The organism is Klebsiella grimontii (assembly GCF_900200035.1).
Classification (GTDB): Bacteria; Pseudomonadota; Gammaproteobacteria; order Enterobacterales; family Enterobacteriaceae; genus Klebsiella; species Klebsiella grimontii.
Window position 1 is genome coordinate 89,876 of record NZ_FZTC01000021.1, and the last position, 22,014, is coordinate 111,889.

17 protein-coding genes are annotated in these 22,014 nt (G+C 48.8%); 2 read left to right on the forward strand and 15 right to left on the reverse strand.

From position 1 onward, the window contains the following. Positions 1–3: 3 nt before the first annotated feature. The 8 genes from KOSB73_RS20730 to galF all read right to left on the reverse strand — a co-directional run bounded on the left by KOSB73_RS20730 (position 4) and on the right by galF (position 10,925). A complete protein-coding gene (locus KOSB73_RS20730) occupies positions 4–1,146 on the reverse strand; it encodes a glycosyltransferase (protein ID WP_098140920.1) in 1,143 nt (380 codons plus the stop codon). Positions 1,147–1,165: 19 nt separating this feature from the next. After that, positions 1,166–2,587 carry an undecaprenyl-phosphate galactose phosphotransferase WbaP gene (gene wbaP / locus KOSB73_RS20735; RefSeq protein ID WP_049087585.1) on the reverse strand — a complete coding sequence of 474 codons (1,422 nt, stop codon included), beginning with the start codon at positions 2,585–2,587 and terminating at the stop codon, positions 1,166–1,168. An 84-nt stretch (positions 2,588–2,671) separates the two neighbouring features. Beyond that, the gene (locus KOSB73_RS20740; protein ID WP_049087578.1) at positions 2,672–4,837 is read right to left on the reverse strand and encodes a polysaccharide biosynthesis tyrosine autokinase; all 2,166 of its coding nucleotides are present in this window, start codon (positions 4,835–4,837) and stop codon (positions 2,672–2,674) included. Positions 4,838–4,853: 16 nt separating this feature from the next. Then, positions 4,854–5,288: an arsenate reductase/protein-tyrosine-phosphatase family protein gene (locus tag KOSB73_RS20745; protein ID WP_004200407.1), complete on the reverse strand. Its 435-nt coding sequence runs from the start codon at positions 5,286–5,288 to the stop codon at positions 4,854–4,856. A 4-nt stretch (positions 5,289–5,292) separates the two neighbouring features. After that, entirely contained in the window at positions 5,293–6,429 is a 1,137-nt protein-coding gene (locus KOSB73_RS20750) for a polysaccharide export protein (RefSeq protein WP_049087579.1), read from the reverse strand. A 73-nt stretch (positions 6,430–6,502) separates the two neighbouring features. Then, positions 6,503–7,942 carry a capsule assembly Wzi family protein gene (locus KOSB73_RS20755; RefSeq protein ID WP_049087580.1) on the reverse strand — a complete coding sequence of 480 codons (1,440 nt, stop codon included), beginning with the start codon at positions 7,940–7,942 and terminating at the stop codon, positions 6,503–6,505. A 997-nt stretch (positions 7,943–8,939) separates the two neighbouring features. Continuing rightward, entirely contained in the window at positions 8,940–9,569 is a 630-nt protein-coding gene (locus KOSB73_RS20760) for a phosphatase PAP2 family protein (RefSeq protein WP_049087581.1), read from the reverse strand. Positions 9,570–10,028: 459 nt separating this feature from the next. Beyond that, the gene (gene galF, locus KOSB73_RS20765; RefSeq protein ID WP_024360046.1) at positions 10,029–10,925 is read right to left on the reverse strand and encodes a UTP--glucose-1-phosphate uridylyltransferase GalF; all 897 of its coding nucleotides are present in this window, start codon (positions 10,923–10,925) and stop codon (positions 10,029–10,031) included. A 960-nt stretch (positions 10,926–11,885) separates the two neighbouring features. Here galF and KOSB73_RS20770 point away from each other — a divergent pair. Next, complete coding sequence (locus tag KOSB73_RS20770; protein WP_098140922.1) at positions 11,886–13,472, forward strand: TerC family protein; 1,587 nt, start codon at positions 11,886–11,888, stop codon at positions 13,470–13,472. A gap of 244 nt (positions 13,473–13,716) precedes the next feature. Here KOSB73_RS20770 and asmA read toward each other — a convergent pair whose 3' ends face one another. The 4 genes from asmA to alkA form a co-directional block, all read right to left on the reverse strand. Next, complete coding sequence (asmA, locus tag KOSB73_RS20775) at positions 13,717–15,564, reverse strand: outer membrane assembly protein AsmA (protein ID WP_049088543.1); 1,848 nt, start codon at positions 15,562–15,564, stop codon at positions 13,717–13,719. A 27-nt stretch (positions 15,565–15,591) separates the two neighbouring features. Beyond that, positions 15,592–16,173 carry a dCTP deaminase gene (gene dcd / locus KOSB73_RS20780; RefSeq protein ID WP_004122535.1) on the reverse strand — a complete coding sequence of 194 codons (582 nt, stop codon included), beginning with the start codon at positions 16,171–16,173 and terminating at the stop codon, positions 15,592–15,594. Between the two features lie 90 nt (positions 16,174–16,263). After that, a complete protein-coding gene (gene udk / locus KOSB73_RS20785; RefSeq protein WP_004122537.1) occupies positions 16,264–16,905 on the reverse strand; it encodes a uridine kinase in 642 nt (213 codons plus the stop codon). 114 nt (positions 16,906–17,019) lie between these two features. Next, positions 17,020–17,868, reverse strand: a complete 849-nt coding sequence (gene alkA / locus KOSB73_RS20790) for a DNA-3-methyladenine glycosylase 2 (protein WP_004138693.1) — start codon at positions 17,866–17,868, stop codon at positions 17,020–17,022. A 136-nt stretch (positions 17,869–18,004) separates the two neighbouring features. On the opposite strand from alkA, the gene yegD reads away from it, so the two are divergent. Next, positions 18,005–19,357, forward strand: coding sequence for a molecular chaperone (yegD, locus tag KOSB73_RS20795; protein ID WP_004138692.1), 1,353 nt, complete (start codon positions 18,005–18,007; stop codon positions 19,355–19,357). Between the two features lie 127 nt (positions 19,358–19,484). Here yegD and KOSB73_RS20800 read toward each other — a convergent pair whose 3' ends face one another. From KOSB73_RS20800 to KOSB73_RS20810, 3 genes are all read right to left on the reverse strand, one after another. Continuing rightward, positions 19,485–20,771: a citrate synthase gene (locus KOSB73_RS20800; RefSeq protein ID WP_098140924.1), complete on the reverse strand. Its 1,287-nt coding sequence runs from the start codon at positions 20,769–20,771 to the stop codon at positions 19,485–19,487. A gap of 280 nt (positions 20,772–21,051) precedes the next feature. Then, on the reverse strand, positions 21,052–21,681 hold the full coding sequence (fdoI, locus tag KOSB73_RS20805; RefSeq protein WP_004138689.1) for a formate dehydrogenase cytochrome b556 subunit: 630 nt from the start codon (positions 21,679–21,681) through the stop codon (positions 21,052–21,054). Continuing rightward, a partial coding sequence (locus KOSB73_RS20810; RefSeq protein ID WP_279338420.1) for a formate dehydrogenase N subunit beta transmembrane domain-containing protein occupies positions 21,678–22,014 on the reverse strand: 337 nt, incomplete at its 5' end. The genes fdoI and KOSB73_RS20810, both read right to left, overlap by 4 nt.

Consider the following 22,014-nt stretch of genomic DNA (forward strand, 5'->3'; position numbering starts at 1 on the left):
TACTTATTGTTCTTTTAATACCTTATTATAAAGGCTTAAATATTCATCAGTTATTTTGCTTTTATCAAATGGATTTGACACTTCATGAACGGTACCTTTAAATAATAAATTAATACTTTCTGCATTAAAATCTCTGATATCTTTAACCCATGGGAATTTTTCGGATATCTCTCTAATTCCGCCTGTTAAATTGGCGAACACTGGAATCCCACTAACAGCGGCTTCTGCAACAACACGACCGAAAGGTTCGTTCCATTTTGTAGGAAGGAGAAGCACATCCACTTCAGAAAAAAGTTCATCAATAGCTATAAATCCTTTTAACACAATGCCACAATTAATTGCATCCTTCCTCAAAACATCAGAATTACTAGTAGATGCAAAATCGCCTGCTGCAATAAAGTTAAAATTATTTTTATACTTGACTGCATACTCAATAAAGACATCAAATCCTTTTTCGGTTGTCAATCTGCCCAAAAAGCCGATAGTTAGCTTATTGCAAGCTTTTTTTCTAATATTTACTTTTTCTATTGGATTATATATATGTGTATGCGTTGCTTTACCCGCAAAACCATTTTTCTTATGTAAATCACTAATGTATTTACTGATGCCAATCATTGCATCTATTTTTTGGCTCTTCTTCTTTTTATACCATGAGTATGACTTAACGAAGCTATTATTTATGTCCATATTCGCTCCATTTTTAAAAAGTGTAGAGTTAGGATGGAATAAGTAATAATCACGCGTTGTATGGATCAATGGAGATTTAATATCTTCAGCTATATCCCAGATACCAACTGAAAAACCAGCAAGGTTATTTGTATGAATAATATCTGGGTTGTCATTTGAGATTTCTTTATGAACCATTTCAACGATAGGATTTTTTAAATAATCTCTTACATGCCAAATCGCTTTTTTTATCTTAGTATGATTTGTTTTATCAAACGGCCAATAAATGTTACGGAGAGGGAAGGATACCACCTCCACTCCGTTATGATTGAAACGTTCTATTTCCTTTTTATTATTTAAAGTTATTACCTTAACTGTAATGCCTCTGGCGACTAAACCTTCTGCAAGTAACTGCACAGAAACTTCCGCCCCACCAAACTTATAAGGATAATATAATGAGTTGACGATAATTATTTTCATGGTAGCACTCCTTAAAACATTAATATGCGCCATCTTTTTTTATAACTACACCAATTGTTTTAAAGAGAATTGCAATATCGTTCCACATTGACCAATTCTTTACATACCAAGCATCCAGATAGACCCTTGTTTCATAATCAACGTCACTTCTACCACTAACTTGCCACAATCCTGTCATACCCGGTTTGCTTAATAAATAATAATCGACCTCTTCATTATATCTTTCCAATTCAGCTGTAATTATAGGACGAGGCCCAACTAAACTCATTTCTCCTTTGAGAACATTAAATAATTGAGGTAATTCATCTAAACTTGTTTTTCGCAAAAAATGACCTATTTTTGTAATACGAGGATCATTCTTCAATTTAAATGTTTCATCCCATTCTGCTTTTGCATCAGGATTATTAGCCAACAATTCTTCTAAAACCTCTTTAGAGTTTGTGACCATAGAGCGAAACTTCAGACATTTAAATGGCTTACCATCTTTACCAATTCTTTCATGTCCATAAATTGCCGCCCCTCCGTCTTGCTTAACTTTTTTACTGATATACAGCAGAAGTGGTGATATTATTACTATAATTAGCGTTGCACCAATAACATCAAAAAGCCGTTTGATTATTCGTGAAGACCATTTAGCTAAGTTTTGCTGTACCCGGAAAATCATTACTTCGTGGCTAAAAATGAATGACATATCAGTGCTATCTAATGGCATTCCTCGTAAGGTTGGTATTACTGAAACATATCGATATCCTTTAATCATAAAGTTGCGTAACCACGCATTTCTGATATCACTTTGTGCTGATTCAACAGCAACTATAAACTGCGTTTTTTTATCAATTGTACTTAGCCAGTTTTGATCATTAATAATAACTGGCACACCATCAATATTACTCTCCAGTGTGTCATGCGCTTCTGTAGAGATAAACCCTACAATTTCAAGCCCAAGATTACCTTCACTATTTATTGCTTTGTAAGCTTCTTTTGCATTAGAACCACTACCTATAATCCATGTTGGCCTTCGCCATAATCCAAAGAAATTTAAAATATGCTTAGTAATCATACGTGAAACTGGTACTAGTATGATTATTAACAACCAAGTCAGTATCCACAAATAACGTGATATTGACCAAGTTGTAAATGCTACAACTGCAATTTCAATCACAGCAAATATTACTAAAGTTCTTAATATTTCCTTAAGCTCAAACCAAAATGTTTTTCGATAAAAATAATGTCGTAACCTAATTGAATACCACCCAACGCAACAGATAGCGAGTAGCCAATGTAAAACTGTCCACTCTTCAATTTGTGCAGAGCTATATAAATCAACGCTCTGATTTGTTGTTAAAATAGCTAATGCTATATAAAGCGATATTGTAAAACTTAACAAATCTGAAAAGGCAAGAGCGGCGCTGACGATAAAGTTTCTCGCAAGAAGTGTCATACCTTCCTCTCTGTTCGAAGAATCATACTTTAAACCTATAATGTTTAAGCCAATAAACATTTTATTGGCTTAATTTTCTATGATTTAGTCTTTTTTGTCAGAATATGAATAGCCATAATGGTTATATCCATATCCATAATAACTACTGGCTTTCTTCACAACACCATTCAAAATACATCCTTTGACATGTATTCCACTTTGCTCAAATCGTTTCATACTAACTTCTATTTCTTTTGCTGTATTTAATTCGAAACGAGCGACCAAAAGTGTTGTCCCGACATAACCTCCAATAATTGCAGCATCAGTAACCGCTAAAATTGGTGGTGTATCAACAATAACCAAATCATAATTTTTCGCGGCCCAACTCAGCAACTCCTGAAAACGATGATGCATTAATAATTCTGCGGGGTTTGGCGGCACCATTCCTCTAGATATATAGTCGAATCCAATGGCTGGTATTTTTTTGACTACCTGGGTGATTTGTGACATACCAGATAAATACTCAGACAAACCATTTTCATTATTAGTCGAAAATAATTTATGGGTATAACCTTTCCTCATATCTGCATCAATAAATAATACAGTTTTATCAGCCTGAGAAATAATCTTCGCAAGATTAGAACTTACGAAAGTTTTACCTGCGTTGGGACTTGCACCTGATATCATCAGAATATTATTCTGTGCTTCAAGCATTGCAAAATGCAAACTTGTTCTTAATCCTCTAATAGCCTCAATTGCTAAATCAGCTGGATTTTCAATAGCAAGAAGTCCCTGAATTTTTTCCTGCTTTTTCCCGCGCCAATCTTTTTTCTGGCTTATGTTTTTCGTGAATGTTTCAGAGACAGGTATGCTAGCATATACATTTATGCCTAACTCCTCGAGCTGTTCTGGTGATTCAATCCCACGCCGTAAAAACACCCTAAACATCACAATAATCGCAGAAATAAATATCCCTACAATGATACCGATTAGGACCACCAAAGCTTTCTTCGGCTTAATTGGATCTGGTTGGCTTACTGCACTATCTATAATCCGTACATTACCTATTGCGCTCGATTTCGAGATACTTAGTTCTTGCTGTCGGTTGAGTAGTTGCATATATACAGCTCGACCTGAATCTACATCTCTACTTAAACGTAAAACCTCCTGCTGAGTTTCAGGCATTGAGGTAACTCTTTTATTAAGCTTTACCTTTTCATCCTGTAAAACTTTTCGTTTTTCCATCAATGCTTTATAAGTTGGATGCTCTTTAGTATATAACTGCGATACCTCAGATTCCCTGAATGTTAATTCGTTTAACTGGTTATCAACATTTACAATCTGATCAAGTACAGATTTTGCTTCTAAGGATAGATCAACTGAATCATTTTGTCTTCTATAAGCATTTAACTTATCTTCTGCTATGTCTAAATCATTACGTACTTGAGGCAGTTGCTGATTAAGAAAATCTAAACTCTTTGCATCTTGGGCTGCTTGCCTGGATATATTCTGCGCTAAGTAATTATTACTAATGCTATCAATGATAGCAGTAATTTTATCTGGATTCTCGCCAACAAATGATACTGTTAGCATGCCAGTATTTTTGCCCTCTTCAAGTACCTCCAATGATTCTTGTAGATCTGTGATCGCTTGCAAGCGACTTACATAAGATACAATAAACTTGGTACCCGGTTGGGCCTTGAAATCATCAATTTTAAGAGATAATCCTTTTCCTTCAACCAGTTCACCTTTTTTACCTTTTATTTCATAGCCATCACCAATAACCGTGTAATTATCTTTATCATTAATTAAGACTTCTATCTTAGGTATTTTTTTGCTATCAGAAAACAAATATAATCTTGAAATTGAGAGGGAACCTTCACTTTCTCCGGTTAATCTTGCCCAGCCACGACCAAAAACAGGAAAGTAATCCTGTTTGATCCTGGCCTGCAAGTTTAAATCGTCTACGGTTTTTCCCAATATCATCCTTGACTGGAGAAGAGTGATTTCTGGTTGTGATTGTGGTTGAGTATTAGGCAGAACTTGACTAAGACTGTTTAGAATGGCATTGCCTTGCCTTTGCTCTACCTGTATTAATGCATCAGCTTGATAAACTGGAGTGGCAAATAGGGCATAGATAAGTGCAACAAGAGTAAATAAAGATGTAATTGCAATAATCAACTTTCGATGATCAATCAACTCACCTATAAGCCGACCAATATCAATTTCATCATTATCTTTTTCTGTTTTTTTATACGAAGTTAGTGACATGACTTATTCCTAATAATTATACAACTAGTTTCTTAGCCCATAATTGCCCAGCTTGTTCAATCAATTGATATACCAAAGCGAATGCTTCTTCGCTTTTACGGTATGGGTCTGGTATTTCCTTCTGATCAATCCAATGACCGAATAACATAGTCTTACCTCTTGCCTCTGGAGCAATCTTACCTATTTGTTCAATATGCGATTTTTCCATAACGAGAATAAGATCATATTTCCTTGCTAATGAAGATGTAAATTGCTGACCTTTATGGCCTTCAAGGGATAAATCATGCATTCTAGCTATTTCAATAGCACTCGCATCAGCCTCATGTCCTACTAACGCGCCAGTGCCTGCTGAATCAATTTTTTTCGAAGGTAAATACTTCCTTAATAATCGTTCCCCTATCGGAGAACGACAAATATTCCCAGTGCAAACAACAAGAATTGAATTGAACATAATTTTATGGCCATGTCTTAATATAGCGGACGGTTTCTGTCATATCATGTACACCAGTGATCGTTGGGACCAACTGGGATATAACTCTGTTCCAACGAACCAGAGGTGCAGTTGTTACATAAACAATATCATAGGGTTCTAATTGAAACTCGGTACCTAAAACCATAGCTGAAGCATCTTGTGCATTTAGCTGATATATATTCGCGATTTTACCTTTCTTATCACCTTGTAATTGGCGAATCACAAAAATTCCAGTAGCATCACTCATTGATTGTGAAATACCTTCAGAGTTCCCTATGGCTTCTGCGAGTGTCATTCCGCTTCGGTCCATTTTAAGCGTGCTTTGTTTTCCTACCTCACCCATCACAAATACTTTGAGTTCGTCATTTCGTGGGATAAACAAAATATCGCCTGGGAATAATAAATGGTTTTGAGTTAAATCTCCTTTTTGCATTAATGCATAGAGTGAGATTTTTTTATCTTTCCCATTATGGGTAAGTACAACGTTACGCCAATCTGCATCAGGGGCAAGTCCACCAGCAGCATTGATAGCATCCATTACCGTTAATGGAATGTTTGTAATTGCTTGTTTCCCAGAATTTGTAACCTCACCTGTTACATATACTTTCTGAGACCGGAAGGCTGCTATACTTACATCAACTTGTGGGCTTTCGATATATGTTGTAAGTCTATTCGCTATATCCTGTCGCACTTGGCTCAATGTTTTTCCAGCGACTAATACTTTTCCAATATAAGGATAGAAAATCGTCCCATCAGAATTTACCCAGTTCCCCGTATCACTCGCGCTACGATATTGGCCTGCAGGAGTAGTTAATTCAGGGTGATCCCAGACCGTTACCATCAAGACGTCGCCAACACCGATTCGGTACTCATAACTTTTCAGTAAATTGTCTAACTGCGGATTTGGACGCGCCATTACAGTTTCGGGACGAAGCTGATCCACTAATCCCGGAGTTAATGGATAGACATTCACCAGTTTATCCAAATCGTAGTCGCTATCCGGTAACTCAACTACGTTCTTACGCAGACTATTTAACCCCTGTCCCGGCAAAATGGTACAGCCTGATAAAAAACCTATTGCTAATGCCAATGCCGAAAATCTAACAATTTTTTTCTTCATAATGTCACATCATCAGTAAACCAAAAGTTTCTAATCCCCAAACAACAGTCTATTTCCAGAAGCTGTGTTAAGGCTATAAATTAAATGGGATTTCTATCCCCGCGCTCGCACCCACATCATCACTATCGCTATTGTCTGCGTCTGTGTACCAGAGAGAGGTATTCAGCCTTACCGATTTATAGATATCCCCGCTCCATCCCAATTGCACACCTTTCAAGGTATCCGAACGAGGAAACGCCTTATTAATTGACTGGTTTTCAGGGTTAACCTTCGCATACGCTAAACGCGCGCTCCAACGTTGATTATTCTCGGTCACCAGCTCGACTTTCCCTGCAAACAGTTGGCCATCGCCTCCCATTGCATCCCCGAGTGAGTACCCCTGTTGATAGTAACCATTTTTGTAGATGTGGTGCGTATAGCTATAGTTGGTTCGGCTCATATTCGTCCGGGTATCATGAGCTTCAAGATACCAGTTGACTGCATCTTTACCCCAACCGTGGTGTCCTTCGATACCCCCAAGGAACATATTCGCTGAAGGTAAGAAACCAGATTCATCTTCACCAATCATCTGCCCATAGACACTAACCGGCCAGCCAAGCGTGGGTTCCAGTTTCAACTTAAAGTCGAAACCAGCAAGCTGATTGCCTGGTTCATTGGGATCGTTTGCTTCGGTATTATCTTTACCCGTCAGGCCATCCCAAAAATTACTAAACGACTCCGGTCTCCCCTCCCCTCCCCACTGCATAATGCGTGATGCGCCAAGCTCAAGGGACTGGAAAGGAGAAAACGTCAGACGACCGCCGATAATTTTGGTATGCGGTACGGCGGTATATTGATTCATCTGGCTGGCGGAAATCTGATACTGCCAAGGGCCAATCCAGCGCAGCCACCAGGTTTCCGGTGCGGCCTGTTCAGCACGCTGCATTAAAACGCCGGTCATCGGGCGCATCGCATCACCGCGGATCAGGCTGCCCTCGTAACCCGGTCCCCACCACTGCGGCATCTGGCCGAACGAGAGCCACTGGTTCCAGAACTTGACCGCGCCGTAGGCGCCATTAGCATTAAAACGGGAACCGTTGCTGATGCGTTCGTCACCTTCAACGTTGCCCTGTAGATGCACATCCCACCATTCGCCGCTGTTATTAAAGGCCAATGATAAAGAACTATCCGCAGGCTGATTCTGGCCAAATCCCTGCGGCGTTCCGGGTTTATCCGTTGAGGTATAGCCACTCACCCGGAAATCAGCTTTTAAGGAATCGAGGCGTTGGTTGATTCGAGCGAGAACAACCTGTTCAGAAGAGTAAGAGGGTTTTGCTTTCTTAAGCGCCCGATTAATCTCTTCCTGGCTCAGAGGCCAGGTCGACAGGCTAAGATGAATAACGCCGCGATCGGAAAGCCACGCCAGATCGTTGCGCAGTTCGTTATCATTCATCACTAACCCGGAGGCATAGGCAAGTGAGCTGGCAGAAGTAAGCAGCCCTAATGCGAGTGCGATTCGCGCAATTTTTATCATTGTACAAGATCCATTTAAAGCCCCGTTTCCGCAAGCTGGCGCGACAAGGGGAACACAGATAGATGCAGCGCCCTCTGACGCCAACCTTTGCTATTTTTGGTCTACAGGTTTGAGCAAAGAAAACGAAAGCATGTTATCGGATTCTCAGGCCAACGGCCGCTTTTGATTCACAGGCTACCTGCAGTACACAATGTATGCGAAATTGTTATTGAAGGCCATTCCTTACGCTTTATACCCGCAGTTTCTCCTGCCCGCCCCCAAACGGAACGCTCTGAGCTGGCGACAACACGCAAGTATATACTGGTTGTGAAGATAATCACCTGTATGAAGGCTACTTTAGGAATTTCGGTCGCATGAAATGAGATTTGATATAGAGAAAACGTCCGTCCGCAGGTACGCTACCGCCCTTGGCTTAACAGCTACCAATGCACTGCACTTCTTTCCCTTTAAATTCAATCGCAGATTTCGATAAATCGGTGATTAATCCATCAAAACAAACAATTTCGCGGCCATAAGTTTACGAGATTCTGCCCTCAATTGGGAGCGTAATCTTAAATTATCAGATACGCGGGCAGCACTATGAACTGCTCGTCGATAAGGTTATTGTTTTCCGGTCGCCACTTACAAATGACAGCAGTACAGAACAACTGAATAATTTCAACCGCATGATTTTATTACTTTTTCACCACAAAAAGTGTGTTGACTTAGTTTCAAATTAATTATAGTTAGTCAACTACAAAAATTAATAGTGAAAAGAATTATGCCAGCATGCTGTTATCATTAATAAATTCGATATTTAGCCAGAAAACTTATTTAGGAAACATCCTGGCGACTTATCATTAAGCTAATTATTGTGCAGAATGGCCCATCACAGATTTATTTCATGGATATGAAATATCGCAGCGGCAGACCATTTCACCTTAAATTTCATCTTGCATACAATGTGAACAGCACATGAATCACTCTGAATCCTTCATCTCGCCCACGCTCACCTGAGTCAGTAAAATCCCTTGTGCAGATCAACTCGGGTAAAAGGTTTCTCCAGTGGGCCAAGCTTCACCGCAATCTCGCCCAACAGCGACTGGGTTGGCGCCTTCGCCCCGGTATTCAGCAGAAGCGCCGGGATAATGACCATGCTCGCCAGGCCGCCAAACGATAGCTGCGCTGTATGAGTATCGCGAACGCGCGACTGCAGCAGCAGAAAGGCTGCACTCCCTGCGGCGCCCAGCAGTAAGCCGGCAATAACTTCCGAAGTTGAATGTGCATGAACCATCAAACGGGAATAGCCTACCAGCCCGGCTAGTGCATATCCGAATACGACGGCAGTAAAACGAAGAACTGGTGTGGCACGCGCGCACAGCAGCCATAAGAGGATTGGCCAGAAAGCGGAAGAGAGTGCGGTGTGCCCGCTAAAGCCGGTGAAGTCCAGCTCGCGAATCCCGATACCCCAGCCCATAAATGCCAGTTTCGATGCGCAGACAATTGCGCCAGTTATGCCGAACAGCAGAGCCCAGTGCCAGGCCAGCTGCTTTGAATCTTTTCGCAGAAAAAGAACGATAAACAGTACGGCCGCACTGGGTAACAGTACGGTGCTATCGCCAAAAAAAGTGACAACCTGCCAGTTCATTTCTTTTTCATCCTTTGACGATCTCTCCAGTCCGTAACGTCTTTTCCGCGACATTGGTGTGGGCATACACAATCAGTAACTTCACATTATTATGCATGCGTTACCGTTGTTTAATGCGCAAACATGATCTCAGTCAAGTTTTATTTTCGTCTCACGCCTTGACTAAGGGCCACTTACTTAAGAAAAGTCTTAGTAAGTAATTATCAGCAAAGAGTAAATTTAGCTAGTCCGACCATTTCAGCATGATACGTGTTCTTCTACTACCAGAAGTCTCCGAACATTGCCTCATGTTCGCAAACGCTACAATATAACAAGAAAACCGCTAACTCATTGAATTAAAATGGATACTAATCAGCGATACCTGCTGTACTTATCGGTGTGAACGGCCACGAATTGTCTGTTCTTCATCAGAAAACTCGGACCGCTCACTCTCATCCGCTAAAAAGCCATGCGCTTAAACTATGCCAGCAGCTTCTTAATGCTCTCGCGGAATTTTGCCCCTTCTTTATGGTTACGCAGACCGTAGCTTACAAAAGCCTGCATGTAGCCCATTTTTTTACCGCAGTCATAGCTATCGCCAGTCATTAACATCGCATCGACCGACTGCTTTTTCGCCAGTTCGGCGATGGCATCGGTTAACTGGATGCGTCCCCAGGCGCCCGGCTCGGTACGCTCCAGTTCGGACCATACATCGGCAGAGAGCACGTAACGCCCCACCGCCATCAGGTCGGAATCCAGGGTTTGTGGTTCATCAGGTTTTTCGATGAATTCAACGATTCGGGCCACCTGCCCTGCCGATTCCAGCGGATCTTTAGTCTGAATAACAGAGTACTCGGAGAGGTCGCCTTCCATTCGTTTGGCCAGAACCTGGCTACGGCCCGTTTCATTGAAACGCGCTACCATCGCGGCAAGGTTATAGCGCAGAGGATCGGCGCTGGCGTCGTCCAGAATGATATCCGGGAGCACAACCACAAAGGGGTTATCGCCAATCAGCGGGCGCGCGCAAAGAATGGAGTGGCCTAACCCCAACTGCTGGCCCTGACGTACGTTCATAATGGTTACGCCAGGAGGACAGATAGCCTGCACCTCCGCCAGAAGCTGACGTTTTACGCGTTGTTCGAGCAATGCTTCCAGTTCATAGGAGGTGTCGAAATGGTTTTCTACCGCATTCTTGGATGAATGCGTTACCAGCACGATTTCCTTGATTCCCGCAGCTACAATTTCATCAACAATATACTGCACCATAGGCTTGTCGACGATCGGCAACATCTCTTTCGGAATGGCCTTAGTGGCGGGCAACATATGCATCCCTAATCCTGCTACCGGTATAACTGCTTTCAAACTCACCATTTTCATATCCACCCGTATGGTTATAAACCTTTTGATCCTGTCAGTTTGTATCTATCACTGGCATTTATCAGTGATGATACACGGTTGATCCCTGCCATACTGTCCGTCAAATTCTGAAATTACACGTATAATTTAAGAATACACGTAAAGTCTACATACCAATAGACAGATTTAAGAAAATTCTTATGCGCAATGTTTCGAAGTAAATACCCAATATTTACAATATGTTAGGCAAAAAAACCGCTCCATTCAATTCATAAGATAGAGTAATGACGTTCATCGTTCCTCCATCATTCCTCTTTTAATACCTTGTTATCTTTCACTATGAGTTGATACAGAACAAGTGACTGCAAAAAAATAAAAATCCAGACCATATAATCGATTATAGTGTTAATAAAATTATTTAACGCACAAAACCGTCTGAACGGCAGCAAATTACTCGTCACAACGGGTTTCAGCAGCAGCGACGTCTTCCCGGCTAACCCCTGGTGCCTTTTACTGGCAACAAATTATTCCCACTGCTGTTTTGCCACTCTGCATCCCCCGATAACGCGCATCACATCCTCCGGTAAAAATTGATCTCCGACAAGCCACGACATTAAGTAGTATAAATATCTAAATTCCAGGAAATCGTTGTTATATACATCAAATCTATTGATAGACTTTACCGTTTGCCGGAGACCGCCCTGGTATAGCCGTTCATCGCCTGCGCGGAATCCGGCATAAAATCAGGCGGGCCATTTCAGTCTATATCGATGGAAATTCGCGCGATGGCAAATAATAACCTGCCGATATGCTTGTGGTTGAATATGGTTATATCCTGCGCAAGTGGCTATTTTATTTACAGGTATTACGAGGCCCCGTTTGGCGCCCGAGGTAATTAACAGCAGAAAATATTGCATTTTATCTATGGCTTATCCATGATCGGTACATGGCACTCTTAGGTTGTAAAGGTTTTAACTGAATATGGAATGGATTACCGACCCCTCGATCTGGGCCGGGCTCATCACGCTTGTCGTTATTGAGCTGGTACTCGGTATTGATAATCTGGTCTTTATCGCCATTCTCGCGGAAAAACTCCCTCCCGCGCAGCGCGACAGGGCGCGCGTGACCGGTCTGCTGCTCGCAATGGTGATGCGCCTGCTGCTGCTGGCGTCGATCTCATGGCTGGTTACTCTCACCAGGCCGCTGATTACGTGGCACGATCTGAGCTTTAGCGCTCGCGATCTCATTATGCTGTTTGGCGGATTGTTCCTTCTCTTTAAAGCCACCGTTGAGCTCAACGAACGGCTGGAAGGCAAAGATAGCGATAACCCGACCCAGCGCAAAGGCGCCAGGTTCTGGGGAGTGGTTGCGCAAATCGTGGTGCTTGATGCCATCTTCTCTCTCGATTCGGTGATAACCGCGGTCGGCATGGTTGACCACCTGGCGGTAATGATGGCTGCGGTGATTATTGCCATTAGCCTGATGCTGATGGCCAGCAAGGCCCTGACCCGCTTTGTTAACAGCCATCCGACAATTGTTATTCTCTGCCTGAGCTTCCTGTTAATGATCGGTTTTAGCCTGATTGCCGAAGGCTTTGGCTTCCCTATTCCCAAAGGATACCTGTACGCCGCCATCGGCTTCTCGGTCATGATTGAATCCTTCAATCAGCTGGCGATCTTTAACCGTCATCGCTTTCTCTCGGCCAACCTGACGTTACGCCAGCGAACCACTGAAGCGGTAATGAATCTGTTGAGCGGCCACAAGGAGAATAACGAGCTGGATAGCGATACCGCTTCGCTGGTTGCCGATCGCGACGATAACCCGCTGTTTAATCCACAGGAACGGCGGATGATTGAGCGGGTACTGAATCTCAATCAGCGCACCGTCAGCAGCATCATGACCTCGCGTCATGATATTGAACATATTGATCTCAGCGCTCCGGAAGAGGAGATCCGCGCCTTACTCGACAAAAATCAGCATACCCGCCTGGTGGTTACCGGCGTCGATGATGACGAAGATATGCTTGGCGTCGTGCATGTGATCGATCTGCTGCAGCAATCGTTACGACATGAACCGCTCAACCTGCAGGCCCTGATTCGTCAGCCGCTGGTGTTCCCGGAGACGCTACCGCTGCTTCCGGCGCTGGAGCAGTTCCGCAAAGCCAGAACCCACTTTGCCTTTGTGGTTGATGAGTTTGGCTCCGTCGAGGGCATTGTCACGCTCAGCGACGTTATGGAAACTATCGCCGGTAATTTGCCTAATGAAGTAGAAGAGATTGACGCTCGCCACGATATTCACAAAAACGGCGACGGTAGCTGGACGGTCAACGGGCATATGCCGCTGGCAGACCTGGTCCAGTATGTCCCCCTGCCGCTGGATGAGAAACGTGAATACCATACGGTCGCCGGTCTGCTGATGGAGTACCTGCAGCATGTGCCGCAGGAAGGTGAAGAAGTGAACCTTGACGGCTACGTTCTGCGCACGCTGCAGGTGGAGAGCCATCGGGTGCAAAAAGTACAAATAGTGCCGCCGGCGCATAATGAAGATGAACTGGACTATGAAGTGTAATGCTCACTTCAATGAATATTCTAAAGCCGCACGAACAATGGAAAACCGGTTTTTGAGGAGCCGTTGACATTACTGCCGGGCGGCGGCTGACGCCTTACCCGGCCTAAAAATCCACGCCCGCAACACATAACGCCTTCCCCGTAGGCCCGCGCAAGCAAAGCGCCGCCGGGCAATGCCACATGTCGCACTTTGTCAGCAAAGACGCCGGCCATGGATTATCATCCGCCGACAACAACCGCCAGACTCACAGCTTATCCAGCAGCTTCTTCACATCCTTGCCATCCTGAGTGTTTTTATTGCGTTCGGCCCATTCACTAAGCCGTTTTTTCGCTTCATCCTGCAGCTGCTTGCGGAGTATCTGGTCCACCTGCAGACTGTAGCTCAGCGTCTGCCAGTTGCCATAAATTCGCAATGGGATCGCCGTCTGCTTGAGCCTATCGATGAGTTTGCTCTCGCCCTTCCAGCCGCCCAGTACCCGGACGTTGAAGCGCATATCGCAGTCTTCTTTCAGCAGATTGAGTTCACCCTGCCCGGTTAACGCCATCAGTTCAGATTGCCCCTGCATACCCTTTAAGGTCACCTGTCCATTATCCAGCGCAAACTCGGTGCTGACGGAGTCCAGCCTGGTCGCATTATCGTAGTTTTCCTGCGCCTGAACGTTGGTGCTGCGCTCGACGGCCTGCTGGACTAGCTGCTGGAAATTAAGCCCTTCAGTGCGCGTATCCGTCATCTGAATTTGCGCCTGCCCCTGCCAGCTGCGGCGGAACTCGTCGGCATCAATCTTGCCGCCGGAGAACTCGCCGGTCAGCGAGAGCTTGCCGGTCAGGTTTATCGAATAATTGAACGCTTTCAGAATCGAGCCGATCTCAACGTTGTCGAGCTGCGGCTCGAAGGAGGCTCGCGGCGTTTCACCTCGCGCGTCCAGCGAGCCGGGGAGCGAGAGTCGCCCGCCGTCCAGGTTCCCCTGCATCTGATGAATCGTCAGCAGCCCCTGCTGGTTGCTGATATCGCTTTTCACTTGGGTAAAATGCATGCCACGCCACTGCAGCTGCTCGGCCGTGATGCTCAGCCGGGCGTTAAAACCGCGCAGCGAGTTGTAATCCTGCTGAATACCGTTATCCGCAATAACCGGGCGTAGCTGCCTGGCCTGGCTTTGCCCCTGCTGGTTAACGCCATTATTGTCAGATGCTGAGGGATGAGACAGCAGGCTATCGAGGTTGAGCGTGCCCGCCTGAAGATTCAGCGTCCAGTCAGGCTGTTGGCCCAGCACCACGCTGCCGTTGCCGGCAACGGTACTGCCGTTAGCCGTTAAGTTCAGCTTATCGAAGCTGAGCTTTTTCGCATCCTCGAACCAGCTGGCCTGCATGCTGGCCTGGCCGCTAATCCCTTCAGGGGGAAGCTCCGCGCCGCGAAGCTGCCAGTTCAGTTGTGAAATGTCCGCCTTCAGAGAATGAGGATAATCACCGCCCTGCACCTGGGCGGAGAAGGAAAGCGCCAGATCGCGCTGATCGCGGTTCACCCGGCCAGAGAAATCGACCGTTGCGCGATGGCTGCTATCCTGCTCCATCTGCAGGCGGATATCGCGCACCGTCACCTGCTCGCCATCTTCATGCTGAAAAAACAGCACGCTATCGGCTATCTGCAGCTTCTGGACATCATACGACCAGCCGCGATCCTCCGGAACCTGAGGCAGCGTGTTGTCGTGCGGAACGACCGGCGCTCCTTTGCTGCGCACGGCTTCGGTTTTGGGAGTCAACTGGATCACCGCCCCCTTCAACATCACCTGCTTAACCTGCAGCTGATGCGAGATCAGCGGCAGCAGCCCGACGTCAAGGCGCATATTATCCGCGCGAATGACCGGTTCTGCCGCGCCGGGCGCGGTCAGGGTCATGCGGCCTGAGAGAATGCTGAGCTGCGGCCAGACGTGCCAGCGCAACGGCCCATTGAGTTCAAGCTGATAGCCGCTACGATCCGCCACCTCTTTAACCATATAGGCGCGAAAATCGTTGGGGTTGACCAGCAATACCAGCGCGGTAAGACCGGCGACAACTACCGCCAGTAAGATCATCAGCGTGGTCAGAATTCGTCTCATGGCATCCTCAGCAAACCGCTAAAATTATCAATCCTTGTCGATTCGACTCGCTACCGCGCCCTGCTGGTCGCGATATTTCGCATCTTCGCGGCGGTTATAAGGACGCACCGCCGGGCCGGATAAGGGTTCAAAACTTAACGCGCCGATCAGCATCCCTGGACGCAGCGCCAGCGGCAGCTTACCCGAATTATAGAATTCCAGAACGATACAGCCGGACCAGCCCGGATCGATGCGGTGCGCGGTAACGTGCACCATCAAGCCCAGACGCGCTAGCGAAGAACGGCCATCCAGCCAGCCGACGAGATCCGGCGGCAGGGTAACCGATTCAAAGGTCACCGCCAGCGCCAGCTCGCCCGGATGCAGGAAGAACGCCTCACCATCCGGCAGAACAATCTCTTCGCTCATCACCCGATCCAGCGCCGCGCTGACTTCCGCCTTCGGCCCGCTCAGGTCAATAAAGCCCGCCGTGTGCCCGCGGAAAGTCCGAAACTTATTCCCCAGCCGAACATCGACCGTCGCGCCATTAATGCGCTCAACGGGCGGGCGCGGATTAATGGCCAGTCGCCCCTCATCCAACCAGGCTTCTATATCTCGGTCGCACAGACGCATGAACGTTCTCCTTTAAGGCATTGCGCCCCTACGCCTTCCGGGGATAAGGGCAAATTGGCTTCTCTTTGCACGTTACACAATTCGTTCGTGTTATTCAAAGAACTGACTGATTTTGGCCTTCAGAATATCGATGGCGATACGGTTCTTACCGCCGCGAGGCACAATAATATCGGCATACTGCTTGGAAGGGTCGATAAACTGCAGGAACATCGGGCGCACCGTTTTCTGGTACTGCGCCATCACTGAATCCATCGAACGTCCGCGCTCGTTGACGTCTCGCTTGATGCGGCGCATCAGGCAAATGTCCAGCGGGGTGTCGACAAAAATGGAGAAGCTGAGTTCGTTGCGCAGGCGAGCGTCGGTCAGCAGCAGAATCCCTTCAAGAATGATGACTTTCTTCGGTTCGATATGGATAGTTTCCGGCATACGGGTATGTTCAACGTAGCTGTATACCGGCAACTCTATCGGCTGGCCGCTTCTCAGCATCTGCAGATGCTGAAACAGCAGACTATGATCCATGGAGCTTGGATGGTCATAGTTGGTTTTTACACGCTCTTCCATCGACAGATGACCTTGATCCTTGTAATAGCTGTCTTCCGGAATAACGCCGATATGTTCATCGCCGACCTGTTCACGTAATTCACGATATAGCGTACTGGCGATAAGGCTTTTGCCCGAAGCCGATGCGCCGGCGATGCCTATAATGACGCACTGATGAGACGTATCAGTCATAAATTTTTGCGACCTGATTAACCTGGGAATGTAGGAAGGGTGGCGGTTGACCGCCAAACGCCGCAATTATAGGGATTTCAGCGCGTCGATACCAGTGCTAAGCGCCTCTCGGGTCTATTCCTCCTCCGGCGACCAGCCTTGCGTATACCAGATATGCAATAAAGCGTACGAGCGCCAGGGGTGCCAGCGGCTGGCGTAGCGCGCAATCCGGCTCGGCGTCATGCCGGGAAAACGCTGTTTAATCAGATAATCATCCGCCAGAAAGATATCCGGCGCCTGCCAGCCGCGCAGCGCGAAATAGTTCGCCGTCCAGCGGCCAATGCCGGGCAGCGTCTGCAGCTGCTTTATTCCAGCGTCGATATTATCCGGCGCCCGGAGGGGAAGTTCGCCGCTGATGGCCGCCCGCGCCAGGTGAATCAGCGCCTCCGCCCGCCGCAGGGGCATACCCAGCGCCTTCAGCGCCAGCGGATCGGCCTGCGCCAGCCGCTGCGCGCTCGGGAACAGATAAAAGCCCGGCGCATCGGTCAACGGTTCCCCGAAGGCAGCCACCACTTTCCCGGTCAGCTTTGCCGCCATGGCCACGCTCACCAGTTGGCCGAGCACCGCGCGTACCGCTTGTTCAAACGCATCCAGGGATCCCGGCAGGCGCAGCCCCGGCCTTGGCAGCGCGAGGTTTCCCAGCGTCAGGGCGATCCGCTGCGGGTCGCAGGACAAATCAAATAAGCGCGCAACCCGCGCCAGGCACTCTTCCGCGACCGGCTGTAGCCCGGCGGAAAGCGTCACCCGCATGCCCTGCGCGGCGTCATCCGGCGTCACCGCGATCAGCCCGGCGTGGCCATTGAGGGCAAAGCTGCGGCAGTAGCTGTTGTCGACAAAAGTTTCAATCCCCTGCACGGTACGCGCCTCAAGAAAATGAAACATCCATTGCCAGTCGTAGGGGGGATGCCAGGGTAGCAGCGTCATCATTTCTCCTTTTTTAGCGCTTCAATCATAGCGGCTCTGCGCCGCGGGCGCCTTGCTTTTAAATTCCAGTTGTCGCAGTGCCGTCAATCCGCTAAAGTCGCCCCCCTTCTTCACCGGCATGGGGATTTTGCAGGCTATGTTTATTGGTTTTGACTACGGTACCGCTAACTGTTCGGTGGCGGTAATGCGCGAGAATACGCCGCAGCTGTTGACGCTGGAAAACGGCAGTTCACTGCTACCATCCATGCTTTGCGCGCCGACCCGCGAAGCGGTCAGCGAGTGGCTCTACCGCCATCACGATGTCCCGCCCAACGGGGATGAAAACCAGGCGCTGCTGCGTCGCGCCATTAGCTTCAACCGCGAGGAAGATATCGACGTACTCGGCAACAGCGTGCAGTTTGGTCTCGCTTCGCTGCATCAATACGTTGAAGATCCAGAAGAAGTCTACTTCGTGAAGTCGCCGAAATCCTTTCTCGGCGCCAGCGGGCTCAAGCCGCAGCAGGTGGCGCTGTTTGAAGACTTAGTGTGCGCCATGATGCTGCATATCAAACTCCAGGCGCAAACGCAGCTGCCAGAAACCATCGACCAGGCGGTTATCGGCCGGCCGATTAACTTCCAGGGACTGGGCGGCGATGACGCCAACGCCCAGGCGCAGGGCATTCTCGAACGTGCGGCAAAGCGCGCGGGCTTCCGCGACGTGGTGTTTCAGTTTGAACCGGTCGCCGCCGGTCTGGATTTCGAAGCGACGCTGAGCGAGGAAAAACGCGTGCTGGTCGTCGATATCGGCGGCGGTACCACCGACTGTTCACTGCTATTGATGGGGCCGCAGTGGCGGGAAAAAGCCGATCGCCAGCAAAGCCTGCTTGGCCACAGCGGCTGCCGGGTCGGCGGTAACGACCTTGATATCGCCCTGGCCTTTAAATGCCTGATGCCGCTGCTGGGTATGGGCGGCGATACCGAAAAAGGCATCGCGCTGCCGATTCTGCCGTGGTGGAATGCGGTGGCGATTAACGACGTCCCGGCGCAAACCGATTTTTACAGCGCCGCCAACGGTCGCCTGCTTAACGATTTGCTGCGCAGCGCCCGCGATAGCGAAAAAGTCGCGCTGCTGCTGAAGGTCTGGCGTCAGCGTCTGAGCTATCGCCTGGTGCGGAGCGCGGAAGAGAGCAAAATCGCCCTGTCCGCGCAGCCGAGCGTCACCGCCGGGCTGCCGTTTATCAGCGACGAGCTGGCGACAGCCATCAGCCAGCAGGGTCTGGAAGCGGCGCTGGATCAGCCGCTGGCCCGCATCATGGAGCAGGTTCAGCTGGCGCTGGATAACAGCAATGACAAGCCGGATGTGATTTACCTGACCGGCGGCAGCGCTCGCTCGCCGTTGATCAAAAAAGCGCTGGCGGCACACCTGCCGGGCATTCCGGTGGCCGGCGGCGATGATTTTGGCTCGGTCACCGCCGGGCTGGCCCGCTGGGCGCAGGTGGTGTTTCGTTAATCACACGGTACGATCCCGGATTGCGGCTGACGCCTTATCCGGGCTACCGACCAGGGTTTGGTAGGCCGGGCAAGGCGACAGCCGCCGCCCGGCAACAATACGAACACAATATCAAAACCGCGCTCTGTTATTTCCCTTCACGCCGTGAAACGTAATCCCGCCGCTGTTCGCCGGTATAAATCTGCCGCGGACGATAAATCGTCAGCGGCGCTTCGTGCATTTCGTTCCAGTGCGCCACCCAGCCAAGCGTTCTGCCCACGGCGGTAATCACCACAAACATCGATGAAGGCAGCCCCATCGCCTTGAGGATCACCGCAGTATAGAAATCCACGCTCGGCGACAGGCCATTTTCAACAAAGTACGGGTCGGTGAGCGCCACCTCTTCGAGGGCCATCGCCACCTGCAACGGCATGTCGGACATCCCCAGCTCTTCCAGTACCCGATGACAGGTCTCGCGCAAAATGGCGGCGCGCGGGTCAAGATGACGGTAGCGAGAGTTACCGAATCCCAGACGACGGAACGTCTGCGGGTCGCGTTTCGCTTTGCTCAGGAACGCCGGAATTTGATCGACGGTGTTGATCTCCTCCAGCATCCGCATACTGGCTTCGTTCGCCCCACCGTGGGCCGGTCCCCACAGAGACGCGAGCCCGGCGGCGACGCAGGCAAAGAGATTCGCCCCGGAGGAGCCCGCCGCCCGGACGGTGGTCGTCGATGCGCACTGGCCATGGTCGGCGTGCAGCACCAGGATCTGGTTCATCGCCTGCTCAATCACCGGATTCAGCTGATACTGTTCCGCCGGAATAGCAAACAGCATATGCAGGAAATTCCCCGCATAGGAAAGATCGTTGCGCGGATACTGCGCCGGTTGCTCAATTGAAAACTTATAGCTCATCGCCGCGAGCGTTGGCATTTTCGACAGCAGGCGGGTGGCGGCCAGCGCGCGGTGCTCAGGATTTTCAACGTCCAGCACATCGTGATAGAACGCCGCCAGGGTGCCTACCAGGGCGCACATTAAGGCCATCGGATGCGAGTCGCGACGAAAGCTGCTGCACATGCGGGCAATCTGCTCATGCACCAGGCTATGGCGGGTAATCGTGTTTTTGAAGTCCTGATAGCTGGCTTCGTCAGGCGCATCTCCGCGCAGCAGAATCCACGCCACTTCCAGGAAGTCGCACTGGCGCGCCAGCTGATCGACCGGATAGCCGCGGTGCAGCAGAATGCTCTTTTCGGTATCGATCCACGAGATGGCCGACTTACAGCCTGCGGTGTTAGCAAAGCCGGGGTCGAAACTGCATATCCCCGCGGAAGCCAGCGGACGAATATCCATGCCGAGGTAGCCCAGGATCCCCGAGACCGTACTCAAAGGAATTGACTGTTGTTCATCCAAAGAAAGCGTTAGCGATTTCGTCGTCATCCTGTCAGGTCCCCTTCCACAACGAGTGATGAATTAACCCGGGCGTTTCTCCAGGCGCAACGGCCAACATAACCAGAGTCGTCCGGCGATTCTTTGATATGGATAATCAAAACATTCATAAAACAGCGTTATTATCAGCGGTTTTATGTTGATTACCCTTTAATAATTACCGATAAAAATAGCGCGTAATCGCTTGTTCACCTTGCGGTTTACCTGCCATTACGCGCGCTCGCTACGATAATATCCGCTGCATGGCAGCAAACTTATCGTATTTGTTTTATCAATCCTTCGTCCGTTTCGCTTTCACTTCACGGTACCAGCGCGGATGATGCTTCTTCGCCCAGGTCTTCGTCACCCAGCCTTCCACCATCGCGGTAATGGTGCCCTTCACCCACAGCGCGGCGTAAATATGCACCATGATCACCACGATCAGCGCGACCGCCGAGAAGGAGTGCAGCATCAGCGCGACGCGGATAACCGGGATGGAGAACGCCGGCGCAAAGTACGGACGCCAGATAATCACCCCGCTCACCAGCAGCAGCACCAGGAAGATAATCGCCGCCCAGAACACGCACTTCTGGCCGAAGTTATAGCGCCCGGTGTCGCCCACTTCCTCGTTGACCACAATCTTGCGAATGTTCTTCGCCCAGAAAATATCGTCCCGGTTGATCAGGTTATGGTGCCAGTAGCGGAAGAACATGATGATGAATGAGGCAAACATAATCACGCCCACGAACGGGTGCAGAATACGCGCCAGCTGCGGGGTGCCCATGATGTGCATCAGCCAGTTGAAGGACGGGAAGAAAAAGCCCAGCCCGCTCACCGCCGCCAGCACGAAGCAGAAGGCAGTGACCCAGTGGTTGATGCGTTCCGGCGCGGTGTAGCGCACGATGGTGTCACGTCTTTTCATTTGCGCACCTCGTCTTTCTCTTCATCCAGATTGTCCTCTTCCTCTTCCGCGCGGTTCGGACCAACGCCGACGTAGTGGAAGATGCTGGCGGCGAAAGTGGCCGCAAAGCCGACCGCCGCGAGAGGCTTCCAGATCCCTTTCCAGAACTTAACCGTGGCGCTGATTTCCGGGTTCTCCGGCAGGCCGTGGTACAGGTTCGGCTTGTCGGCGTGGTGCAGCACGTACATCACGTGCGTGCCGCCAACGCCGGCCGGATCGTACAGCCCCGCGTTGTCGTAACCGCGGGTTTTCAGCTCGGCGACGCGCTCGCCAGCCAGCGTTTTCATCTCCTCT

Coding starts and splice junctions, on each gene's coding strand:
- KOSB73_RS20730 (WP_098140920.1), bottom strand. CDS start 1,146: ATGAAAATAATTATCGTCAACTCATTATATTATCCTTATAAGTTTGGT.
- wbaP (WP_049087585.1), bottom strand. CDS start 2,587: ATGACACTTCTTGCGAGAAACTTTATCGTCAGCGCCGCTCTTGCCTTT.
- KOSB73_RS20740 (WP_049087578.1), bottom strand. CDS start 4,837: ATGTCACTAACTTCGTATAAAAAAACAGAAAAAGATAATGATGAAATT.
- KOSB73_RS20745 (WP_004200407.1), bottom strand. CDS start 5,288: ATGTTCAATTCAATTCTTGTTGTTTGCACTGGGAATATTTGTCGTTCT.
- KOSB73_RS20750 (WP_049087579.1), bottom strand. CDS start 6,429: ATGAAGAAAAAAATTGTTAGATTTTCGGCATTGGCATTAGCAATAGGT.
- KOSB73_RS20755 (WP_049087580.1), bottom strand. CDS start 7,942: ATGATAAAAATTGCGCGAATCGCACTCGCATTAGGGCTGCTTACTTCT.
- KOSB73_RS20760 (WP_049087581.1), bottom strand. CDS start 9,569: ATGAACTGGCAGGTTGTCACTTTTTTTGGCGATAGCACCGTACTGTTA.
- galF (WP_024360046.1), bottom strand. CDS start 10,925: ATGAAAATGGTGAGTTTGAAAGCAGTTATACCGGTAGCAGGATTAGGG.
- KOSB73_RS20770 (WP_098140922.1), top strand. CDS start 11,886: ATGGAATGGATTACCGACCCCTCGATCTGGGCCGGGCTCATCACGCTT.
- asmA (WP_049088543.1), bottom strand. CDS start 15,564: ATGAGACGAATTCTGACCACGCTGATGATCTTACTGGCGGTAGTTGTC.
- dcd (WP_004122535.1), bottom strand. CDS start 16,173: ATGCGTCTGTGCGACCGAGATATAGAAGCCTGGTTGGATGAGGGGCGA.
- udk (WP_004122537.1), bottom strand. CDS start 16,905: ATGACTGATACGTCTCATCAGTGCGTCATTATAGGCATCGCCGGCGCA.
- alkA (WP_004138693.1), bottom strand. CDS start 17,868: ATGACGCTGCTACCCTGGCATCCCCCCTACGACTGGCAATGGATGTTT.
- yegD (WP_004138692.1), top strand. CDS start 18,005: ATGTTTATTGGTTTTGACTACGGTACCGCTAACTGTTCGGTGGCGGTA.
- KOSB73_RS20800 (WP_098140924.1), bottom strand. CDS start 20,771: ATGACGACGAAATCGCTAACGCTTTCTTTGGATGAACAACAGTCAATT.
- fdoI (WP_004138689.1), bottom strand. CDS start 21,681: ATGAAAAGACGTGACACCATCGTGCGCTACACCGCGCCGGAACGCATC.